The organism is Ornithinibacillus scapharcae TW25 (assembly GCF_000190475.1).
Lineage (GTDB): Bacteria > Bacillota > Bacilli > Bacillales > Amphibacillaceae > Ornithinibacillus > Ornithinibacillus scapharcae.
On record NZ_AEWH01000046.1, the window covers coordinates 69,227 to 89,187 of the forward strand.

Here is a 19,961-nt window from a genome sequence, read left to right on the forward strand (position 1 = left end):
CTAGATATGATTTTCAGTGATAAGCTCTACAAATACCTTTGTAATAGTCGTTTTCGTTACACGACCAATTACCTCCAACCCTTTATCCGTATCTTTAACCACTGGTAATCCGTCGATTTGTTTGTTAATTAAATGCTTGGCAACATCTATTAACGAATCTTCTCTTCTACAAACTGTCACATTAGGCATTCTTGTCATAATAATATGAACTGGAAGTGCATTTAAATCCTGTTTTCCAATTGCTGCGCGTAATAAATCCTTTCGAGAAACGACACCTGTTAAGCACGAATTTTCATCAATAATGAATAGTGTTCCCACATCCTCCAAAAACATCGTAGAAATAGCATCGTATACCGATGAACCTTCTTGTACAACAATTGGAATAGATTGGTATTCATGAACCTTATATTTTTAATTTTCTCAGTTAATAATTCTGACCCTGTTTTACCAGTATAAAAATAACCGACACGTGGTCTAGCATCTAAGAATCCAGCCATTGTCAATATAGCCAAGTCCGGTCGCAAAGTCGCCCGAGTAAGATTCAATTGGTCAGCAATATGCTCACCTGTAATTGGACCATTATTCTTTACAATCTCTATTATTTTTTCTTGTCGATTGGATAATTCCACATTTTTCACCACCCAACGGTTTAAAAAGAGACATACTATTCTATAAGATTATATCTTAATTTAACTGTTTTAGGGAAATAGTATATCAATTTCCTTAGAAAAACTAACACATCCTTTCAATCTGTGTGAATGTGTTAGTTTTTCTGATGCAAGTGAGAAAGTTTTGTTTCTTTCCTACTAGCTTAAAAATGCTGTTTCCATTCGATTGCATTTAAATCAGCGAAGCTATGAAGTAATAGTGCAATTCGATTTAATAGTGCTAGTCTGTTCCTCTTTAATTGTTCATTATCAGCCATTACCATATTGTGTTCAAAGAACAGATGGATTGGATCAGCTAAAGACTCTAGTTGTATAAACGCAGAACTGAAATCTCCTTCTCCTAAACTCTTCATGTAGTTGTTATACACACTTTCATACGAGGAGAATAACTTTCTCTCCGTTTCTGTTTCAAAGTAGTCAGAATTTACTTCTACCTCATCTGTTTTTTCAGCCAGATTTAAAACTCTAACTAGTGCTTCCTGAATTGGTTTGAAGGAAGAGTCATTGCGTTTATCAGAAAGAATGGATGCTTTTTTCATCATATCTGACATAATTCCGATTTGTTTCGATGTAATAGCTAGTATAATATCTTGTTCAATTCCTTGTTCTTTAAGAACAAATGCAACTCTTTGTTGGACAAATTGATGCAATTCAGCTTCAATATTTTCTGAATTAAAGCCATCAAGCTGCAATGATTGATAGAGTTTGAGCGCGATTTCAAATAAATCTTGGACAGAAATTTTCCATTCCCTATCATTCATGATACGTAGTATTCCAGTTGCTTGTCTGCGAAGACCATAAGGATCTTGTGAGCCTGTAGGTTTTAATCCTACACCGATACAACCAACTATCGTATCCAATTTGTCAGCAACACTAACAATAGCTCCAACTAATGATTCAGGAAGCTCCCCTCCTGCACTTGTTGGCATATAGTGCTCACGAATTGCGGTTGCAACTGACTCTTCTTCCCCAAAAATGCGTGCATATTTCTCACCCATGATGCCCTGCAACTCGGTAAATTCATTCACCATGTTGGTCATGAGATCAAATTTGCTTATCATCGCAGCACGTTCAGCATTCTTCACCGTTACGTCGTCAAACTCTAACGTTTCTGAGATATTATGAACTAATTTAATCACTCGATCCACTTTGTCCCCGATGGTGCCTAATTTCTCCTGGAAGACTACATTTTTCAATCTTGCCGTATAGAATTCAATGGAGTTCTTTTGGTCCTCTTCAAAGAAGAATTGTGCATCAGACAATCTCGCTCTTAGAACCTTCTCATTTCCTCTTACGACCGTTTCAATGGCATTAGAATCTCCGTTTCTTACTCCAACAAAATGTGGAAGTAATGTGCCTGATTTATTTAATACTGGAAAATAGCGTTGGTGCTCCTTCATGGAAGTTATCAATACTTCGTCTGGCAATTCTAAGAATTCTTGTTCGAATGAGCCGATAAACACCGTCGGATATTCTACTAAATTTCGTACTTCATCCAATAAGTCTTGGTCAATTGGTACTTGAAACTTTCTTTCTGCTTCTAACTTTTTAATACCATCGACAATCATTCTCTCTCTTTTTTGTGTATCAACAATAACAAAATTTTCTTCCATCATTTTTTCATATTCTAATGGATTTTGAATGTTTACTTCACTTCCTAAAAAGCGATGACCATACGTTCTATTACCTGATTTTACACCAGCTATTTCAAAAGGAATTACTTGATCCTCATATAGTGCAACTAACCAACGAATTGGTCTCGCATAACGAAGAGTCTTTTCCCCCCAGCGCATATTTTTACCAAATTGTAATGACTCAATAATTTCTTTAAACTCCGGTAAGAGGCTAACGGTTGGTTTTCCTTCGATAACTTTATTGACAAAGACATAGGTTGTTCCTTTAACTTCCTTCGTATAAATATCATCTACGTTCTTCCCTTGACCCTTTGTAAAGCCAACTGCTGCTTTTGTCCAGCCCCCTTCACTATCTATTGCTATGTGAATTGCTGGGCCTTTTGCTTCTTCTTCAATAGTAGCTTGTGCCTCATCAATATCATGGATAAGAACAGCCAATCTTCTTGGAGAAGAAAATGTTTCAATTTTTGTATAAGAGATTCTTAATTCGTCTAACCAAGTTTTTGTTTTTTCACCTAATTGATTTAAAGCATCATCAATAAATCTAGCAGGAAGTTCCTCTAAACCAATTTCAAAAAGTACATTCTTTGCCATTATTTATCCTCCTTCTGAAGCATCGGGAATCCTAACCGTTCTCGTTCTTCCACATAAGCTTTTGCTATATTTCTAGCTAGATTTCGGATTCTTGAGATATATCCCGTACGTTCTGTTACAGAAATGACCCCTCTTGCATCTAATAGGTTAAAGGTATGGGAGCATTTTAAGACATAGTCATAGGCAGGGAATATTAGCCCTTTTTCCATCGTCTTTTGTGCTTCTTGTTCATACGTTGTAAATAATTGGAATAACATATCCACATTAGATTCTTCAAATGTATATTTAGAATGTTCATATTCTGGTTGTTTAAAAATGTCTTTGTAAGTGAACCCCTCTGTCCACTCTAAATCAAATACATTTTCTTTATCCTGAATATAAGAAGCTAATCGTTCAATACCATAGGTTAATTCCACTGTAACAGGATTTGCTTCTAGGCCACCAATCTGTTGAAAGTATGTAAATTGAGTAATTTCCATACCATCTAACCAAACTTCCCAACCAAGTCCAGCGGCACCTAAAGTAGGATTTTCCCAATTGTCTTCTACAAATCGAATGTCATGTTCCAAAGGGTTAATACCTAACGCCTTCAAAGAATCCAAATAAAGCTCTTGGATGTTATCTGGTGATGGCTTTATGATCACCTGAAACTGATGGTGCTGATATAGACGATTTGGATTTTCCCCATATCTACCATCAGCTGGTCTACGAGAAGGTTCTACATATGCAACCCTCCATGGTTCTGGACCTAAACTACGTAATAATGTCATTGGCGACATTGTACCTGCACCTTTTTCAACATCGTAAGCTTGCATCAGAATGCAGTTTTGCTCTGACCAGTATTTCTGCAGTGTTAAAATCATATTTTGGATATTCATTAACTTAACCTCCGTTACTTTTTATAGGTTTTGACTTAATCATGGAAAAGAACCAAAATTCAAAAACCCGTCCCTATGTCTATAAATCGCTTATAGACATAGGGACGGGTTTTAATCCGCGGTTCCACCCTATTTGCTTTACTAATTAGTAAAGCCACTTTATAAAAGTTTGCTCCAGAGCGCCATTCCTAACTGACTCAATGTCCAGCTCTCACCTGCCTGAACTCGCTTTTATTGAAATCAGAGAGTACTATTCTCTTTCATAGCATTTTCTTCACTTTGAAATATGTATCATATTACTTTATTTGAACAGTATTTGTCAACTTTTAAAGAGTCCTTACCATACGATTAACAGGATTGAAAAGCAGTTAAGAAAACGTAATCGTAACCCATTATTTAAACTTATCCAATTGATTTAGAAATCTTTTGGATTTTAAAAAATATCCGCCATAACGTTCATAATAATGATCTAATAAACCTCTAAGTAAGGTACGGTTCTCCTCTTTCACCGAAACATTGCCTAATCGCTCCATTCCAACCGTAGAGAATAGAAATAATAGCTTGACGACCGAATTGGTAATGTGGATTGCATCAGGGTCTAAATGTCGACATTTTGAACATAAAAGTCCCCCTTCTACAATGGAGAAGACGAATGGACTAGTTTTACTACTACAATTCGAACATCTATCAACCGTCGGTGCAAAACCACCAGCCTGGTAAAGCTTCATTTCATACATCATCATTGGAATATCAATATCATCATGTTCACTAATCCATTCTAATGTTTGGAAAAATTCTGTATAGATTTCACCGAATGGTACTTGGTCATCTAATAACTTTTCTGTTAACTCTGTTAAATATGCCGCATAAGCTGTTTTAATGATATCCTCTCTTATTGTTCGAAAGGAATTAATAATTTCTCCTTGCTGAATCGTACTTAACCCTTTATTCAAGTAAACAAAAAATTGCCCATAAATGAATGGCTGCGTAACAGCAGCCATTCTACTTTTAGGTTTTTTTGCTCCGCGCGCAATAGCAGAGAATTTGCCAATCTTGTGGCTAAAGATAGTAACAATTTTATGTGTTTCACCATAGTCCGTTGTTTTTATGATGACACCATCTATTTTTTCGAGCATACATATTCCCCTTTTTCAACTGCATGCTACAAATTGGAATCCACCGGCAAGTTTTCCAGATTATTTGTAGAACTTTGGTTTGGTTCGGTTTCCTGTGGCTCACTTTCTAACTCTTTCATTAATAAATAGGTTTCAATATTTCCTGTTTGACTAAATAATTTCCATACTAAGTCGATCACAAGAAAACACACCTTTCTTTATAACTTTTCTGGGAAGTAACCCTTTCTATAAGTTAGAACATGATATTCTAAATCTGGATCCATAAAGTGCTTTAATGCTAACCTATGTTCCGGATATTATTATGGTTTCCACTAAAGCTGAAACAATTAGTTAAAAAATTTACCAACTTAATATTCATCATTACGGAATCCATATTCATACAGTTGACTTTGCTTATTTCTCCAGTCTTTTTGTACTTTTACCCAAAGTTCTAAATAGACTTTTGAACCTAATAACGATTCAATATCTTTTCTCGCATCCTTACCAATGTTTTTTAACATGCTTCCTTGTTTACCAATCAATATACCTTTTTGAGATTTTCTCTCGGTAACAATAACCGCTTGGATAAATATCGCATTTGATTCCCGTTTTTCAATATTTTCAATCACAACAGCGATTGAATGTGGTATCTCTTCTCTTGTTAAATGCAATACTTTTTCTCTTATTAACTCACTAATGATAAATCGCTCAGGATGATCGGTTACCTGATCAGCAGGATAAAATTGTGGACCTTCAGGTAAATGTTCTTTCAAAACATCTAGTAATCGATTCACATTATTTCCTTGAAGAGCAGAGATAGGGATAATCTCTTCAAAATCATACTTATCCTTATAGAATTCTATTAATGGTAATAGCTTGTCTGGGTGAACTAAGTCTATTTTATTTACCACTAAAAAGACTGGGCTCTTTACTCTTTCAAGACGATCGATAATGAATTGGTCTCCACGACCATATCCTTCATCTGCGTTAATCATAAATAAAACAGCATCTACTTCATTTAACGTGTTTTCGGCAATTTTAACCATAAAATCACCTAAACGGTGCTTCGGTTTATGTATCCCTGGTGTATCTATAAAAATAAACTGTGCATCATTCTGAGTCAACACACCTTGAATTTTATTCCGAGTTGTTTGGGGTTTGTCACTCATAATTGCAATTTTTTGTCCGATTACTTTATTCATAAATGTTGATTTACCAACATTAGGTCTACCAATGATTGCTATAAAACCTGATTTGTAATTAGTGTCCATGTAGGTCCTCCAAGAAGTTTTTTCCATTATTCTTTCTAGTTTGGTCTATTATACTACAAAATCTTTCTTGTTTCATGTTATCGACAAAAGCTTTAAAAAGATTATTTCCTTCGATAAATATCTATAAAAAAACTCGAATCCACTCGTTTTATAAAGTTCGTTCTTCTTATATTCCCCTTTTCTGCACTTGTTAAAAATAAAATTAAGGATGTATGATGGGCCAAATCTCCTCCCTTCATACATCCTTACCCTTCAGATTAATTTAGGTATAAAAATGATTAGACCAACCACCACCGCACTTACCGCTGCTACAAAAACCCCCGCAGCAGCGATATCCTTAATCTTTTTTGCAGTAGGATGAATCTCAGGTTTCAGATAATTAATAATCTCTTCTATTGCGGTGTTTAAAATTTCAGCAGATAGTACTAAACCAATAACAATAACTATTGCTAACCACTCCATAGCTGAAATATGCATATAGAGGCCAAATCCTACCACAATCAGCGTGACTAAAAGATGCACGCGAAAGTTCTTCTCTGATTTAAATACCTCTCTCAGCCCATTGAAAGCATATCGAAAACCTATCTCTTTTTTCTTACCTTCCAAGTTTAAATTCCCCTAGTATTTCTTCTTGTTTGGTAAACATTATCTTTTCGTCTTCTTCCGTCATATGATCATACCCTAGTAGATGTAAAAATCCATGAACTGCTAGGAAACCAAGCTCTCTTTCAAAAGAGTGGTTATATTCCTCAGCTTGTTCTTTAGCCTTTTCAACGGAAATGATAATATCTCCTAAAGCTACTGGAATTTCTTGTCCAATAATTGTTACCTCGCCTTCTACAGTCTCCTCAAGGGCAAAGGAAATCACATCAGTTGGTTTGTCTAAATGACGGTAATCTCTATTTATTTGTTGGATTTCTTCGTTCGTTACAAATGTCACCGAGACCTCTGCAGATTCTTTAACCTTCTCTTTTTGTGCAGTTAATTCTAATAAACCCTTAATTAATCCAAAATGTTCTTCTGGAACGGTTTCTGTATTATCATGAAAATCTATTTCCACTATTTTTCCTCCTTTGTAGGATATTGGATTCTTGAGTGAAAGATGCCTTTCAGTGCCTCACAAATCGTACGATGGATTATTTTCACTTCCTTGATGGTTAACGGACACTCATCTAACTGGCCATCCATTAAACGGTCATTCACGATATTAGATACGATTTCATCAATCTTCTCTTCTGTAGGCTCTTTTAGAGAACGAACAGCCGCTTCAACCGAATCACAAATAGAAATGATTGCTGCTTCCTTTGTTTGTGGTTTCGGACCTGGATATCTAAAATCTTCTTCCCTTACATTTTTATTAGTTTCTTTCTCTTTAAAATAAAAATACTTTAATAATGTTGTACCGTGATGCTGCATTGCAATATCAATGATCTCCTTAGGCATACGGTGTTTTTTCAACAATTCTGCACCGTCATATGGATGTCTAATAATTATTTCTGCGCTTTGCTCCGGCGAGATTACATCATGTGGATTTTTAATCGACAATTGGTTTTCAATAAAATAATGTGGTCTTACCGTTTTTCCAATGTCATGATAATATGCTGCTACACGTGCTAACAATCCATTTGCCCCAATGGCATCACAGGCGGTCTCACTTAGGTTTGCTACCATAATAGAGTGATGGTATGTTCCAGGCGCCTCCGTTAAGATTTTCTTTAACAATGGCTGATTAGGACTGGACAATTGTAATAGTTTAATATCGGATAATATTCCAAGTCCAGATTCAAAAAATGGTAGTAACCCTATGGTTAATACAGTTGATAAAAATGCAGATGCAATTCCATAACTAGAAAGAAGAAATACATCGCCTAATGAATACTTTTCAAAGGACAAGAATACAAATAAAAGTATAGCCATAATATTGACGATGGACATGCCTACCCCAGATCGCACGATGGCTAAACGATCCTTCACATTCATTAAGAATACGATAGCAGCAAATTGTGAGAACAAGAAATAAACAAGTGCTTCCTCATTCATGGTACCAGGTATTTGTCCGTTGAAGATAATTCCTCCAAGAAGTGCATATAAAATGCTTAATACAATTGCCAATCTCTCATTGATGAACTGCTTAACTAGTAATACCCCAGTTGCGACTGGAACGATAAAAAACAATTGATTTACTTGCGTTGTAAATAAGCTCACTACTTTCATAATTGAAACAACTAGTAGGCTAATCAGTAGGATGGATGCGATTTTCCCTCTATCTAGTCGTCGCTGATTATCTATTCGATTCATTTCATATCCAATAATGCAAGCTATTAAGGTAATTAATAGTCCTAATCCGATTACTGGAAAGACATTACGGTCTTTATTTAATAAGCCTACTAATTGTAACTTTTCATAGATTTCATTTGTAATTGTTTCACCTTCACGAACAATAATCTCACCCGCACTAATCATCACCGGCTCAACGGTGCTAGCTGCTTGTTTTTTAGCTTCGGCAGTCTTCTCCGAATCATAGAATGAATTTTCAACAATAGCAAACTCCGTTAACTCTTCCAGTGCCTCTATTAGTTTTTGCTCTAATGTCGAATAGCGAATATTCTCTTTTACACTTTCTACAGCACTATTAATATTGTCTGTTCTGACTCCTGCTTGATATGTATCTTGTAGATAAGAGACTAAGGTTTCTTCCCCCTTTTCTCTTTCCTCCTTCGGCACATCAATTAATCGTAAAAAAACACTATCATCCAATTTTTCCGTAATATTATTCGATAATAGTTCTTTTAATCTATGAACTTTTTCACGATTATTTAATTGTGTAGGTGCCTCTTTTGAATCCTTAGCTAATTTAATTTCAGATTCTAATTTATCAATTGCATTAAAAATTTCCTCTATATAACTAATTTGTTCCTCTGCTATATCGGAAGAAATATCAAAACGATCCTCCACTGCCAGTGCGGCTTCACGTGTTTTTCGTTCAGTCTCTAGTTGGTTTTCAATCGTGATAGGTGAACGTATTGTTTCCTTTGCATTCGTTAATGGCTCTATATCGTAAGTCTCTGTAAACACATTATTCAAAGTTAATATGAAGAAAGTTAAAGCAAGTGTGACAACGGGTATAAAAATACGAAACCACTTTGATCTAATTTTCAATACATATTCTACTAATCTTCTAATAGAGTTCATCATATCACCTCTTTTTCCTGAACATATGAAATGCTTGTATAGATAATAATTCTGATAAATAAATAAGACCCAAAGTACGGGTCTCATGCTTACTCAAATGTAGCTGCTTTTTCATAAGCGTTGATGATTTTTTGTACTAATGGATGTCTTACTACATCCGTTTGGGTTAGGTAAATAAATGAGATTCCTTTTATGTTCGTGAAAAGTTTGTCTGCTACTTGTAAGCCAGATTTCACACCTTTTGGTAAATCAATCTGGGTCATATCACCTGTAATAACCATCTTCGAGCCGAACCCCAGTCTAGTTAAAAACATCTTCATTTGCTCTGGGGTTGTATTCTGCGCCTCGTCTAATATGACAAATGCATCATCAAGTGTTCTACCACGCATGTATGCTAATGGAGCAATTTCAATGGTTTCTCTTTCAATTAATCTTAATGTATGTTCTGCTCCCAAAACATCATTTAGCGCATCATATAATGGTCTTAAGTATGGATCTACCTTTTCCTTTAAATCACCTGGCAAGAACCCAAGACTTTCTCCAGCCTCTACAGCAGGTCTAGTTAGGATAATTCGTTTAACATGACCATTTTTAAGGGCTTGCACTGCCATCACAACAGCAAGATATGTTTTCCCTGTTCCAGCAGGACCTATTCCAAAAACTAAATCATTTTCTTTTATTGCTTGGATATAGCTCTTCTGACCTAATGTTTTAATTCGGATTGATTTCCCTTTTACATTTTTTGCAATGACATCCTCAAACAACGTTTCGAACTGATCTATTTTCCCTTCCTTTGCCAGTTCAATTGCATATACGATATCACGTTCTGCAATCGTAATTCCTTTTCTAACTACTTGAAGCAGGGTCAAAAGAACATCCTGTACAATTGCTATATCACCATCAGTACCCGAGACACTAATTTTTTCACCTCTAGTAATGATAGAGACGTTCAACTTTTCTTCGATATGTTTTAAATATCTGTCGTTATTTCCAAAAAGCTCAAGGGCTTCTTCTGGATTAGTAAGTTCAATATCAATTGCATTTAAATTTTCGGGCATTTTCAATCTCCTTGATTTATTGGTTGTGCTTTTGCTATATTTTCTTCAACTGTAATATATAGGTATAGTTTAACTTTACCATTCTCTATTGATTCATGCAAAACTTTTTCAGATGTAATTTTCGCATCTGGTCCTAGTTGCAATTGTAGTTCCTCTTTTGCTTGTTTTATTCCATCCTTAATGGCTTCTTCTCTTGATCTTTCCAATTCATGGTACTGTTTCTCACTTAGAGTTGATTCGATAATTTTTATTGGTAACGTCCATTTAAAAAAGTTTAATGATGTTTCCTTATTGTCCTGATGAATCGCTTTATACTCCGGAGATGCGAAACCCCAAATAGGAAGTTTAAAATTATTGATCCCAATATAATACCGCTTCTCTTGATTTCCCGTGAGAAGTTCATAATTTTTCTTGAGTGGAATGGTTACATCAACCTCGTACCAAGTACTTGCAACTATTTCGCCATCTGCAGCTACAAGAATCGGATTCGGTTTCTCTTTTTCGTCCTCTTGTTTATTCGTATCACCTTGTTCATTAGTGTTCTCATTTAGAGTCCCAGAGACTAGTAGTTGTCCTGGTTTTACAAAATCATTGACCATCACTTTCGGTACACCCTTGGACACATACATTTTCTTGATGACACCCTTTTTGGTTGCAACAAGGTTTCGTGGACCGCTGACCTCATCCTTCTTCACAACTATCTTCTCTACACCTTCTAATTGATAGGTTGTCCCTTTTTGGTGTACACCAACCCAAAGTAATTCTGGTATATCATCAATCAATTTTTGTTGAATTTTTCCTGGTGCGTCGATCGTAAAAAGAAATGCACCCGGATGAATTCCGTATTCATTTAGTTGAGTGGCGATTTTTTCTTCAATTTCCTTCGGTAGCTCACCAGTAATTTCAATCTTCCATATGACATTAGACATAAATAATATCAATAAAACACTCATAATGAAGGATAGTACAAATTCTTTTCGCCTTAAAAATCGACTAAACAAAAATGGATATCCTCTTCGTTTATCAAACGATATCTTATAATCTCCCTCACGTCTAAGTTGCTTTACTTGAGGGATATCGGTTAATTTAATGTTTCCACTACAGGAGCTCTTTCCTTCACGCCTAACATTCCATACCGAAATACCATTGTTAACACATTGTTGAAAAAACAACTCCGGCATACGTCCTTTGACGATGATTGTTACATAACCTTTAATATATGACCCTTGTATCTGTTTCATTTCATCCTCCCAGTTCCCCTTAATTATCCTGGAATAAATCTTACATCTGTTACCTTTCCTTCCAGCAATATTTCTTCTGGTAACATCATTTTCAAAACGAATGAAGAACCTTTTATCTGGATGTAACCCTTCGTTGTTTTAAGTCTTAATTCAGTATCTGTAAATACAGCAAGCCCTTTGTGATTTTCAATATATACATGCAATTGACCAATAATTGTAATTCTTGGTAGTTCCATCACAACATCAGAAGGCAGTGAAAGATATTTTACTAGCCATGGTCGTAATCGTTGTTGTATTTTTTTCACAAAAAGTGCCCCCTCTCACATTCATATTTATGAAATAATGGAACAGATAAGAACTAAAAAACCCAAAAGCATCGTATTGATACTTTTGGGTTTTAATGATTATCTTATATTCCTTTTTCTTCTATCAGAAATAACAGTGTTGTATGGTTTTCTAGCTCTTGGTTGCCCTAGAACTTCAGACATAATAACACCTTGAACTAATCCTTTACGATTGAGTCCGCTTTTTACTTCCTTGCGAAACTTAATCTGATTTTCATTGAGTTTGCTGGTGGAATGATTTTTTATCTCATCCTTAATAGCACTTCCCAAAGATAAATCATCTTGATTAATATCATCTATTTGTGTAATTGTTGTCTGAGTATTAAGCCTACTAGCTAGTTCCTCTAATTGCTGTTTCTGCTGATCCTCTACATATACGTTTTCAGGAGTGGTTTGATAAACCGTTTGTTTTGGCTTCTGCGTCTCTCCTGAAGGGGCCTGGCTAGGTATTGTAGCTGGTCTTGGTACAGGTGGCCTATTGGGTGATTGCTTTTCTTTTTGATTCGAATTCTCTCCTGACATTGCCTTTATTATTCCAAAAACAATAAAAGCTAGTATCGGTAGAAATTCTATTAACCCTTCCACGGAAGTCCCCCCTTCATTATTCGGCCGATAGTTTATTACTTATCTTCATCATTATTTTCTTTTGAAAGTTTACCAATAGAATCGCGCATGTCTGTATCCGCATTGATATTTTCATAATTTAGATAGTCCATAACACCTAATTTACCTGAGCGTAAAGCCTCTGCAAGTGCTAATGGTACATCAGCTTCCGCTTCCACAACCTTCGCACGCATCTCTTGAACACGGGCAACCATTTCTTGTTCTTGTGCAACAGCCATTGCACGACGTTCTTCTGCTTTCGCTTGGGCAATTTTCTTATCAGCTTCTGCTTGGTCTGTTTGAAGAATCGCACCAATGTTTTTACCGATATCAACATCAGCGATATCAATCGACAGAATTTCAAACGCTGTACCTGCATCTAATCCTTTAGCGAGAACAGTATGGGAAATCATATCTGGGTTTTCTAATACTTTCGCATGTGTTTCAGAGCTACCGATTGTACTTACGACACCTTCACCGACACGAGCAATAATTGTCTCCTCACCGGCACCCCCAACTAAGCGGTCGATGTTCGCACGTACTGTAATTCTCGCTTTCGCTTTAACTTCAATGCCATCCATTGCGATACCTGCAATAAATGGTGTTTCAATTACCTCTGGGTTAACACTCATTTGTACTGCTTCTAACACATCACGACCAGCTAGGTCAATTGCAGCAGCACGCTCAAATGATAATTCGATATTTGCACGATGTGCAGCGATTAATGCATTGACAACTCTATCAACATTACCACCTGCTAAGTAATGGCTTTCCAATTGATTCGTTTTTACATCGAGTCCAGCTTTGTGTGCTTTAATCAATGGATTAATTACACGACTAGGTACTACTCGACGTAAGCGCATCCCAACTAGTTGTAAAATACCAACTCTTACACCAGCTGCAAGCGCACTAATCCATAGTGTTACAGGTATGAATGTAAATAGGATTGCAACAGCAATCAGGATTACTGCGATTAATATCACAGGCATAATAATTTGTTCATTCATCAATAAATCCTCCTAAATAATTTATATATTATAGGTTTTAAAAAACCTTATAATTCTCTTACCACTACACGAACTCCCTCAACTTTTACAACTTTCAGTTTCGTATTCACTTGGATAAAGCTACCTTCTGTTACAACATCCACTCGTTCATTATCAATTAATGCAACTCCAGATGGTCTTAAACCAGTAACAGCTACACCTTCTTTACCTATCAAATCAAGGCGATTCTCCTTCGAAACATAACCAAGTTCCGTTGTGGTACGCTCTTTTAAGATGACATGTCGGAAGATCCCTTTATCAAGTCCTATTCTTCTAAATAAAATAACTGCAACTATAATCGCGACAATAAAGGCAATGGAAACACTCATCATCATATCACCAACATTTGCCCCAGACATAAATAAGGAAGCTATGATGGCTCCAATACCTATCAATCCCAGTATTCCACCTGGCAAGAATAATTCCGCAATAAGTAATGCGATACCTATTAATAAGATAATAATAGCTTCCATCCCTGCTAATCCCGCTACTACATGACCATAGAAGAATAGAATCAATGAAATGAGTCCGATACTTCCAGGTACTCCAAATCCAGGTGAATAGAGCTCAACAACCAATCCTAATCCCGCCAAAGAAAGTAGGATAGATACAACAATAGGATTTGTAATAAATCTAGCAATATTCTCTGCGAGAGTCGGCTCATTTTGAATAATTGTCGCATTGGAAAGCCCCAATTCATATAAAAGCTCCGTACGATCGGAAACTATCCCCTCTGAATACCCTACCTTTACAGCTTCCTGAGGAGTTAAGGTCAAAAACTTCCCTTTAGGTGCCTCTAAATCAGGTAGATCGACATCTTTATCTGCCATCGCCGCAGCATAGATTGGGTCTCTTCCACCAGACTCTGCTGCACTCGTCATCGCTTTAAGCCAAGCAGATTGTGCTTTCTTGTCAGCTTCTGTTCCATCCGAATTGATAACACCACTGGCACCCATCGTAGCTCGTGGAGTCATGTAAATAGAGTCCGTATGTAAGGCGATATACGACCCTGCTGATAACGCTTGACTAATAATAAATGAAGTGGTTGGTACTTCCAGACTAGCAATGATAGTTCCAATATTATCAGCTGCTTCTACACTTCCACCAGGTGTATTGATTTCAAATATAATATGGTCTGCTCCATCTTCTATAGCTTCCTTAGTAGTTCTTGAAAGAAAAGCCTCTAATCCTCGTTCGATATCATCTTCAATCGGGATAATATATACTCTTTTTCCTCCACCTTGATTATCGGCATGGATTACACTATTCGTGTTTAGCGGAAAAATGGATAGGATGAAAGCAATAAATATAGTAAAATAAACAGCCAAACGTTTACCTGGCAACCAGTCCACCTCCTTTTTGTACAGTTATAATACGATTCAATTAAGACTAAGGTTTCAAAAAAATTTATAAGGACGTGTAGATATACCTAAATAGTATCATAGGAATGGGAATGAATGATAGGAATAAGTGGGGAAATTGGAAATTTCGTGGGACTACATACTTCTAGAGAGGGAATGTCATTTCAGTTGGATAATTCCACTTTTTTCAAAGGAAACAACAATAAAAAACCCTTGCAAGAGAGCAAGGGTTTTGTTCATTGGGTATAAATTAATTCAAGAATTCTTGAACTAGTTTATTAATTGCAGCACCGTCAGCCTTTCCTTTAACCTTAGGCATAACTGCACTCATTACTTTACCCATATCTTTCTTTGAAGATGCACCAGTTTCTCGAATCGTTTCTTGAACTATTGCCGCTAGCTCTTCATCAGAAAGCTGCGCAGGCATATATTCTTGAATAATTTTGATTTCCATTTCAAGTTTTTCAACAAGATCTTCGCGTCCAGCTGATTTAAATTCTTGGAGGGAATCTTTTCTTTGTTTCAGTTCTCTTGATAAAATAGTCAAATCTTCGTCTTCTAACAAATCACTTTTACCAAGTTTAATCGATTCATTCTGAATAGAAGCTTTCAACATGCGAATAACACTAAGTCTTTCTTTGTCTTTATTCTTCATTGCCTGCTTCATATCATCATTTAAACGTGTGAGTAAAGACATTATCGAGCACCTTCTTTAGTATTTACGCTTTCTAGCAGCTTCAGATTTCTTTTTACGCTTAACGCTAGGTTTTTCATAGTGTTCACGCTTGCGATATTCTTGTAGTGTCCCACTTTTTGCAACACTACGTTTAAAGCGACGAAGAGCATCCTCAAGAGACTCGTTTTTACGAACGCGAGTTGTATTTGACATGCTAATTTCCCTCCCTCCGAAGCAAAAAAACAGATTCTAAAGGCATATGTATGTCACATGCCTTTTGTAATTATAATATATTGCACCACATCGGTCAACTGATAATTTTTATTAGCCCGTTTTTAAGAAGACTAGCTAATTAATAATCAGAAGTACCTTGGTTCCCTTGAACAATAGCAACACCCGAGCTAGCACCAATTCTAGTTGCTCCAGCTTCAATCATTGCTTTAGCACCTGCTAAATCACGAACCCCACCAGAAGCCTTTACTCCCATATCAGGTCCTACTGTTTTACGCATTAAAGCAACATCTTCAATAGTTGCACCACCGCCAGAGAAGCCTGTAGAAGTCTTTACAAAGTCAGCTCCTGCCTCTTGCGCTAGTTTACTTGCTCGAACTTTTTCATCATCAGATAGTAACGATGTTTCAATGATAACCTTTGTTAACGCCTTTCCTTTAGCAGCATCTACAACCGCTAGGATATCTTGTTTAACAAATTCATCATTTCCCGCCTTAAGTTCCCCAATGTTAATGACCATATCAACTTCAGTAGCCCCATCAGAAATTGCTTGCTTTGTTTCAAATATTTTTGTCTCCGTTGATGTTGCTCCTAGTGGGAATCCAATAACCGTACATACTTTAACATTCGTATCTTTTAACTGTTCATAGCATAACGAAACCCAATGTGGGTTAACACAAACAGATGCAAATTCAAACTCTTTTGCCTCTGCTACTATTTCTAAGATGCTTTCTTTTGTTGTATCCGGCTTTAGTAATGTGTGATCAATATATTTTGCTAAATTTTCTACCATTAACAAAACTCCCTTTTTAGTTGTACGTACCTCTTAGGTATCATAGCATTTTATTGGTGAAAAAGCTAACTATAATGTAGTGTAGACATTGCTTCTTTGAAAAATGCCCAGTCAGTATGACTAGGCATTTAATTTAATTTTACCGTGAGAAGCGAAATCCATGATTCGTACAAATGTACCTTTATTATATGGGTATCCAGATTTTGTGATTTTTACTCTTACTATTTTTCCAATCATATCTGGAGTTCCTTCAAATTTAACTTTCAAATAATTATCGGTATATCCAACTAACATATTTGGATTTTCATCTTCCGGTGAACGTTCTTCTGGGATGACTTCAAGTACTTCATTTTCATAACGTGAAGCATAAATTTTAGCTAATTCTTCTGATAAGTCAATCATGCGCTGAACTCGTTCATTTTTGACTTCTTCATCCACTTGGTCTTCCATTCTTGCTGCAGGAGTACCAGTTCTACGGGAGAATGGGAAAACATGCAACTCTGAGTAGCCAACTTTTTTGATGAAGCGATAAGTTTCCATGAATTCATCTTCAGTCTCACCAGGAAATCCTACAATTACATCAGAGGTGATGGCTAGATCAGGCAATGCTCTTTTAATTTTTTCTACTTTTTGATAGTAGAAATCAGTAGAATATTTTCTTCTCATTCGTTTAAGTACTGAATCTGATCCAGATTGTAACGGAATATGTAAGTGACGCACTATTTTTTCCGACTGATCAAGGACTTCAATTACTTCATCTGTAATTTGACTTGCTTCAATCGACGAAATACGAATTCTCTCTAGTCCATTCACTTTTGTTTCGAGGTCACGTAGTAGCATGGCAAAGTTATAATCATTTAAATCCTCACCATACCCAGCTGTGTGTATACCTGTAAGAACAATCTCTTTATAACCCGCATCGACTAATTTTTGCGCTTGACTTAAAACACTTTCCGGGTCACGAGAGCGTAGTAATCCCCTTGACCAAGGAATTATACAAAAAGTACAGAAATTGTTACAACCCTCTTGGATTTTTAATGAAGCACGAGTTCTATCCGTAAACTCTGGTACATCCATTTCTTCGAACACACGGTTTTTCATGATATTGGACACACCATTAATCGGCTCTTTCGTCTTCTTATGCTCTTCAATATATTGAATCATGTTTTTACGGTCTTGGGTACCGACAACTATATCCACTCCAGGGATTTCTAATATTTCTCCTGGTGAAGTTTGCGCATAACAACCTGTAACACAAACAATTGCATCTGGATTTTTCCGTACAGCACGTCTAATAATCTGTCTACTTTTTTTATCTCCAGAATTCGTAACTGTACAAGTGTTAATAACATAAACATCAGAGTTATGATCAAAGTCTACACGATCATATCCTTGATCCATAAACATACGCCATATTCCTTCTGTTTCATAATGGTTCACTTTACATCCTAATGTATGAAATGCTACTGTTGGCATGATTGCCCCTCCAATTCCTCCATATGATACGATATACTCGCAAGTCCGTATAGAGCAGCCGTTTCGGTCCTTAGAATTCTAGGACCAAATCGCACCGGGATAAAGTGGTGCTTCTTTAAGGTGATGACCTCCTGTGGGGAAAATCCACCCTCAGGGCCTACACAAATCAACACCCTATCTCCCATATTAAGCTTACTTACTACGGTTGCAAACGATTGAAATTCATTCGTTTTCGCCTCTTCTTCATAAGCAAAGATTTTCACCTGATACGATTCACTTTCAACCAATAATTCTTGTAAATCCATAGCAGGTTTAATCTCCGGTAAATGATTACGATGCGATTGCTCACTTGCTTCCTTCACAATCTTTGCAAAGCGAGTAATTTTTTTTTCTGCTTTCTTGACATCCCATTTCACAACAGACCGCTCTGCCTGAAAAGGGATAAACCCTGAAGCACCTAGCTCCGTTCCTTTTTGAAGGACTAGATCCATTTTGTCTCCTTTAGGGAGACCTTGTGCAATTGTAACATAAACAGGTAGTTCGGATTCTTTTTCAATCCATTCCTCCACCTCGGCTATAACCATACTATCCTTTATATCAATTATCCTACAGATGGCTCCTTTAGAGCTTTTCGGATTACATATGATTCTATCATCTTGTTGCATACGCATTACTCTAATAATATGGTGTGCATCGTCACCTGTAATGGTCACTCGATTATTCTTCCATTGATCATCTGGAATAAAGTATCTCTGCATGAATTAGCACCTACTTTTTAAGAGCTATTATAGAAACCCAATCCTCTAGTTCATTAATTTCTATAATTTCAAAACCTTGATTTTCCAGCTTTTCTATTACCATTTGTTTTTTTGTTTGGATAATTCCAGAAGTGATAAAATATCCACCTTCCACAAGGTTTGTCCATGCATCATCGATAAATCGTACAATTATCTCTGCTAAGATGTTGGAAACAACAATATCTGCTTTTATCGATACGTTCGACATGAGATTATTTTGTTTCACCTTAACAGCATCCTGGACTTTATTCACTTTTATGTTTAACTCGGTGCTCTTAACCGCTACTTCATCTAAATCATATGCATAAATATCCTTTGCTCCAAGAAGTGCAGATGCAATACTAAGTACACCTGAACCACATCCAACATCAATAACTGTTTCATTACCCTTTATATACTTTTCTAAAGCTTGTAGAGTTAACACAGTAGTTGGATGAGTACCAGTTCCAAATGCCATACCTGGATCTAACTCTATCACAATTTCATTAGATGATTTTTGTGTATAGTCTTCCCATGTAGGGGTTATTGTAATCTTTTCGGATACTTTAACAGGTTTATAATATTTTTTCCAAGCAGTCGCCCAATCTTCCTCATTGACTTCACTTAAGGTAACTTGATTTGGACCTAGATCAATATCAAACGTGATAAGATTATTGATGGACTGCTTAATTTCTTCAACCGTTTCTCCTAAAAAACTATTAAAAGGAAGATAGGCCTTGATATATACGCCTTCTTCAGGATAGTCATTTTCGTTTAGTTCATATATTTCGCCAAATACATTCTCCCGATCAATGGTTAAATCAACAGGGTCTTCAATAACAACTCCACTAGCACCATTTTCATGTAAAATATTCGAAATTGGTTCGATCGCTTCATTTGTTGTATGGATACATATTTCTGACCATTTCAAACGAATCTCACTCTTTTCCTAATTGTATTGATGTACTTCAATCTAATTGAAACACATTATGTAAATGGGGATA

At 36.2% G+C, this 19,961-nt stretch carries 20 protein-coding genes, 1 pseudogene and 1 other annotated feature; all 21 genes and pseudogenes read right to left on the reverse strand.

Translation table 11 applies throughout. The features are described from left to right. The 21 genes and pseudogenes from ccpN to prmA all read right to left on the reverse strand — a co-directional run bounded on the left by ccpN (position 1) and on the right by prmA (position 19,888). Positions 1-641 (reverse strand): annotated as a pseudogene (ccpN, locus tag G5W_RS22255) (transcriptional regulator CcpN). A gap of 170 nt (positions 642-811) precedes the next feature. Beyond that, entirely contained in the window at positions 812-2,896 is a 2,085-nt protein-coding gene (gene glyS, locus G5W_RS0112255; protein WP_010097032.1) for a glycine--tRNA ligase subunit beta, read from the reverse strand. Then, on the reverse strand, positions 2,896-3,774 hold the full coding sequence (gene glyQ / locus G5W_RS0112260) for a glycine--tRNA ligase subunit alpha (RefSeq protein ID WP_010097033.1): 879 nt from the start codon (positions 3,772-3,774) through the stop codon (positions 2,896-2,898). The genes glyS and glyQ overlap by 1 nt, the downstream gene beginning before the upstream one ends. A 97-nt stretch (positions 3,775-3,871) precedes the next feature. Beyond that, positions 3,872-4,047: a binding site (T-box leader), on the reverse strand. A gap of 119 nt (positions 4,048-4,166) precedes the next feature. After that, positions 4,167-4,910, reverse strand: a complete 744-nt coding sequence (gene recO / locus G5W_RS0112265) for a DNA repair protein RecO (RefSeq protein ID WP_010097034.1) — start codon at positions 4,908-4,910, stop codon at positions 4,167-4,169. Between the two features lie 26 nt (positions 4,911-4,936). After that, positions 4,937-5,089 carry a YqzL family protein gene (locus G5W_RS23335; RefSeq protein ID WP_010097035.1) on the reverse strand — a complete coding sequence of 51 codons (153 nt, stop codon included), beginning with the start codon at positions 5,087-5,089 and terminating at the stop codon, positions 4,937-4,939. 168 nt (positions 5,090-5,257) lie between these two features. Beyond that, complete coding sequence (gene era, locus G5W_RS0112275) at positions 5,258-6,160, reverse strand: GTPase Era (RefSeq protein WP_010097036.1); 903 nt, start codon at positions 6,158-6,160, stop codon at positions 5,258-5,260. 252 nt (positions 6,161-6,412) lie between these two features. Further along, complete coding sequence (locus tag G5W_RS0112280) at positions 6,413-6,766, reverse strand: diacylglycerol kinase family protein (RefSeq protein WP_010097037.1); 354 nt, start codon at positions 6,764-6,766, stop codon at positions 6,413-6,415. After that, positions 6,756-7,220 carry an rRNA maturation RNase YbeY gene (ybeY, locus tag G5W_RS0112285; protein WP_010097038.1) on the reverse strand — a complete coding sequence of 155 codons (465 nt, stop codon included), beginning with the start codon at positions 7,218-7,220 and terminating at the stop codon, positions 6,756-6,758. Before ybeY ends, G5W_RS0112280 begins: the two co-directional genes overlap by 11 nt. Further along, on the reverse strand, positions 7,220-9,352 hold the full coding sequence (locus G5W_RS0112290) for an HD family phosphohydrolase (protein WP_010097039.1): 2,133 nt from the start codon (positions 9,350-9,352) through the stop codon (positions 7,220-7,222). The genes ybeY and G5W_RS0112290 overlap by 1 nt, the downstream gene beginning before the upstream one ends. A gap of 89 nt (positions 9,353-9,441) precedes the next feature. Continuing rightward, the gene (locus tag G5W_RS0112295; RefSeq protein WP_010097040.1) at positions 9,442-10,410 is read right to left on the reverse strand and encodes a PhoH family protein; all 969 of its coding nucleotides are present in this window, start codon (positions 10,408-10,410) and stop codon (positions 9,442-9,444) included. 2 nt (positions 10,411-10,412) lie between these two features. Next, on the reverse strand, positions 10,413-11,651 hold the full coding sequence (gene yqfD / locus G5W_RS0112300) for a sporulation protein YqfD (protein WP_010097041.1): 1,239 nt from the start codon (positions 11,649-11,651) through the stop codon (positions 10,413-10,415). Between the two features lie 23 nt (positions 11,652-11,674). Beyond that, complete coding sequence (gene yqfC, locus G5W_RS0112305; RefSeq protein WP_010097042.1) at positions 11,675-11,956, reverse strand: sporulation protein YqfC; 282 nt, start codon at positions 11,954-11,956, stop codon at positions 11,675-11,677. A 99-nt stretch (positions 11,957-12,055) separates the two neighbouring features. Further along, the gene (locus tag G5W_RS0112310) at positions 12,056-12,580 is read right to left on the reverse strand and encodes a large conductance mechanosensitive channel protein MscL (protein WP_010097043.1); all 525 of its coding nucleotides are present in this window, start codon (positions 12,578-12,580) and stop codon (positions 12,056-12,058) included. 35 nt (positions 12,581-12,615) lie between these two features. Further along, the gene (floA, locus tag G5W_RS0112315) at positions 12,616-13,605 is read right to left on the reverse strand and encodes a flotillin-like protein FloA (protein WP_010097045.1); all 990 of its coding nucleotides are present in this window, start codon (positions 13,603-13,605) and stop codon (positions 12,616-12,618) included. A gap of 47 nt (positions 13,606-13,652) precedes the next feature. After that, complete coding sequence (locus tag G5W_RS0112320; RefSeq protein WP_010097047.1) at positions 13,653-14,987, reverse strand: NfeD family protein; 1,335 nt, start codon at positions 14,985-14,987, stop codon at positions 13,653-13,655. A gap of 268 nt (positions 14,988-15,255) precedes the next feature. Continuing rightward, the gene (locus tag G5W_RS0112330; protein WP_010097051.1) at positions 15,256-15,702 is read right to left on the reverse strand and encodes a GatB/YqeY domain-containing protein; all 447 of its coding nucleotides are present in this window, start codon (positions 15,700-15,702) and stop codon (positions 15,256-15,258) included. Between the two features lie 15 nt (positions 15,703-15,717). Beyond that, positions 15,718-15,894, reverse strand: a complete 177-nt coding sequence (gene rpsU, locus G5W_RS0112335; protein ID WP_010097053.1) for a 30S ribosomal protein S21 — start codon at positions 15,892-15,894, stop codon at positions 15,718-15,720. A 139-nt stretch (positions 15,895-16,033) separates the two neighbouring features. Then, on the reverse strand, positions 16,034-16,705 hold the full coding sequence (gene deoC / locus G5W_RS0112340; protein WP_010097055.1) for a deoxyribose-phosphate aldolase: 672 nt from the start codon (positions 16,703-16,705) through the stop codon (positions 16,034-16,036). 120 nt (positions 16,706-16,825) lie between these two features. Next, positions 16,826-18,181: a tRNA (N(6)-L-threonylcarbamoyladenosine(37)-C(2))-methylthiotransferase MtaB gene (mtaB, locus tag G5W_RS0112345; RefSeq protein ID WP_010097057.1), complete on the reverse strand. Its 1,356-nt coding sequence runs from the start codon at positions 18,179-18,181 to the stop codon at positions 16,826-16,828. After that, the gene (locus tag G5W_RS0112350; protein WP_010097059.1) at positions 18,169-18,939 is read right to left on the reverse strand and encodes a 16S rRNA (uracil(1498)-N(3))-methyltransferase; all 771 of its coding nucleotides are present in this window, start codon (positions 18,937-18,939) and stop codon (positions 18,169-18,171) included. Before G5W_RS0112350 ends, mtaB begins: the two co-directional genes overlap by 13 nt. A 10-nt stretch (positions 18,940-18,949) precedes the next feature. Beyond that, the gene (gene prmA / locus G5W_RS0112355) at positions 18,950-19,888 is read right to left on the reverse strand and encodes a 50S ribosomal protein L11 methyltransferase (RefSeq protein ID WP_010097061.1); all 939 of its coding nucleotides are present in this window, start codon (positions 19,886-19,888) and stop codon (positions 18,950-18,952) included. Positions 19,889-19,961 lie beyond the last annotated feature (73 nt).

Bases quoted from the DNA above. Each gene is read 5' to 3' on its own strand.
- glyS (WP_010097032.1), bottom strand. From the start codon at position 2,896: ATGGCAAAGAATGTACTTTTTGAAATTGGTTTAGAGGAACTTCCTGCT.
- glyQ (WP_010097033.1), bottom strand. From the start codon at position 3,774: ATGAATATCCAAAATATGATTTTAACACTGCAGAAATACTGGTCAGAG.
- recO (WP_010097034.1), bottom strand. From the start codon at position 4,910: ATGCTCGAAAAAATAGATGGTGTCATCATAAAAACAACGGACTATGGT.
- era (WP_010097036.1), bottom strand. From the start codon at position 6,160: ATGGACACTAATTACAAATCAGGTTTTATAGCAATCATTGGTAGACCT.
- G5W_RS0112290 (WP_010097039.1), bottom strand. From the start codon at position 9,352: ATGAACTCTATTAGAAGATTAGTAGAATATGTATTGAAAATTAGATCA.
- G5W_RS0112295 (WP_010097040.1), bottom strand. From the start codon at position 10,410: ATGCCCGAAAATTTAAATGCAATTGATATTGAACTTACTAATCCAGAA.
- yqfD (WP_010097041.1), bottom strand. From the start codon at position 11,651: ATGAAACAGATACAAGGGTCATATATTAAAGGTTATGTAACAATCATC.
- floA (WP_010097045.1), bottom strand. From the start codon at position 13,605: ATGAATGAACAAATTATTATGCCTGTGATATTAATCGCAGTAATCCTG.
- G5W_RS0112330 (WP_010097051.1), bottom strand. From the start codon at position 15,702: ATGTCTTTACTCACACGTTTAAATGATGATATGAAGCAGGCAATGAAG.
- rpsU (WP_010097053.1), bottom strand. From the start codon at position 15,894: ATGTCAAATACAACTCGCGTTCGTAAAAACGAGTCTCTTGAGGATGCT.
- deoC (WP_010097055.1), bottom strand. From the start codon at position 16,705: ATGGTAGAAAATTTAGCAAAATATATTGATCACACATTACTAAAGCCG.
- mtaB (WP_010097057.1), bottom strand. From the start codon at position 18,181: ATGCCAACAGTAGCATTTCATACATTAGGATGTAAAGTGAACCATTAT.
- G5W_RS0112350 (WP_010097059.1), bottom strand. From the start codon at position 18,939: ATGCAGAGATACTTTATTCCAGATGATCAATGGAAGAATAATCGAGTG.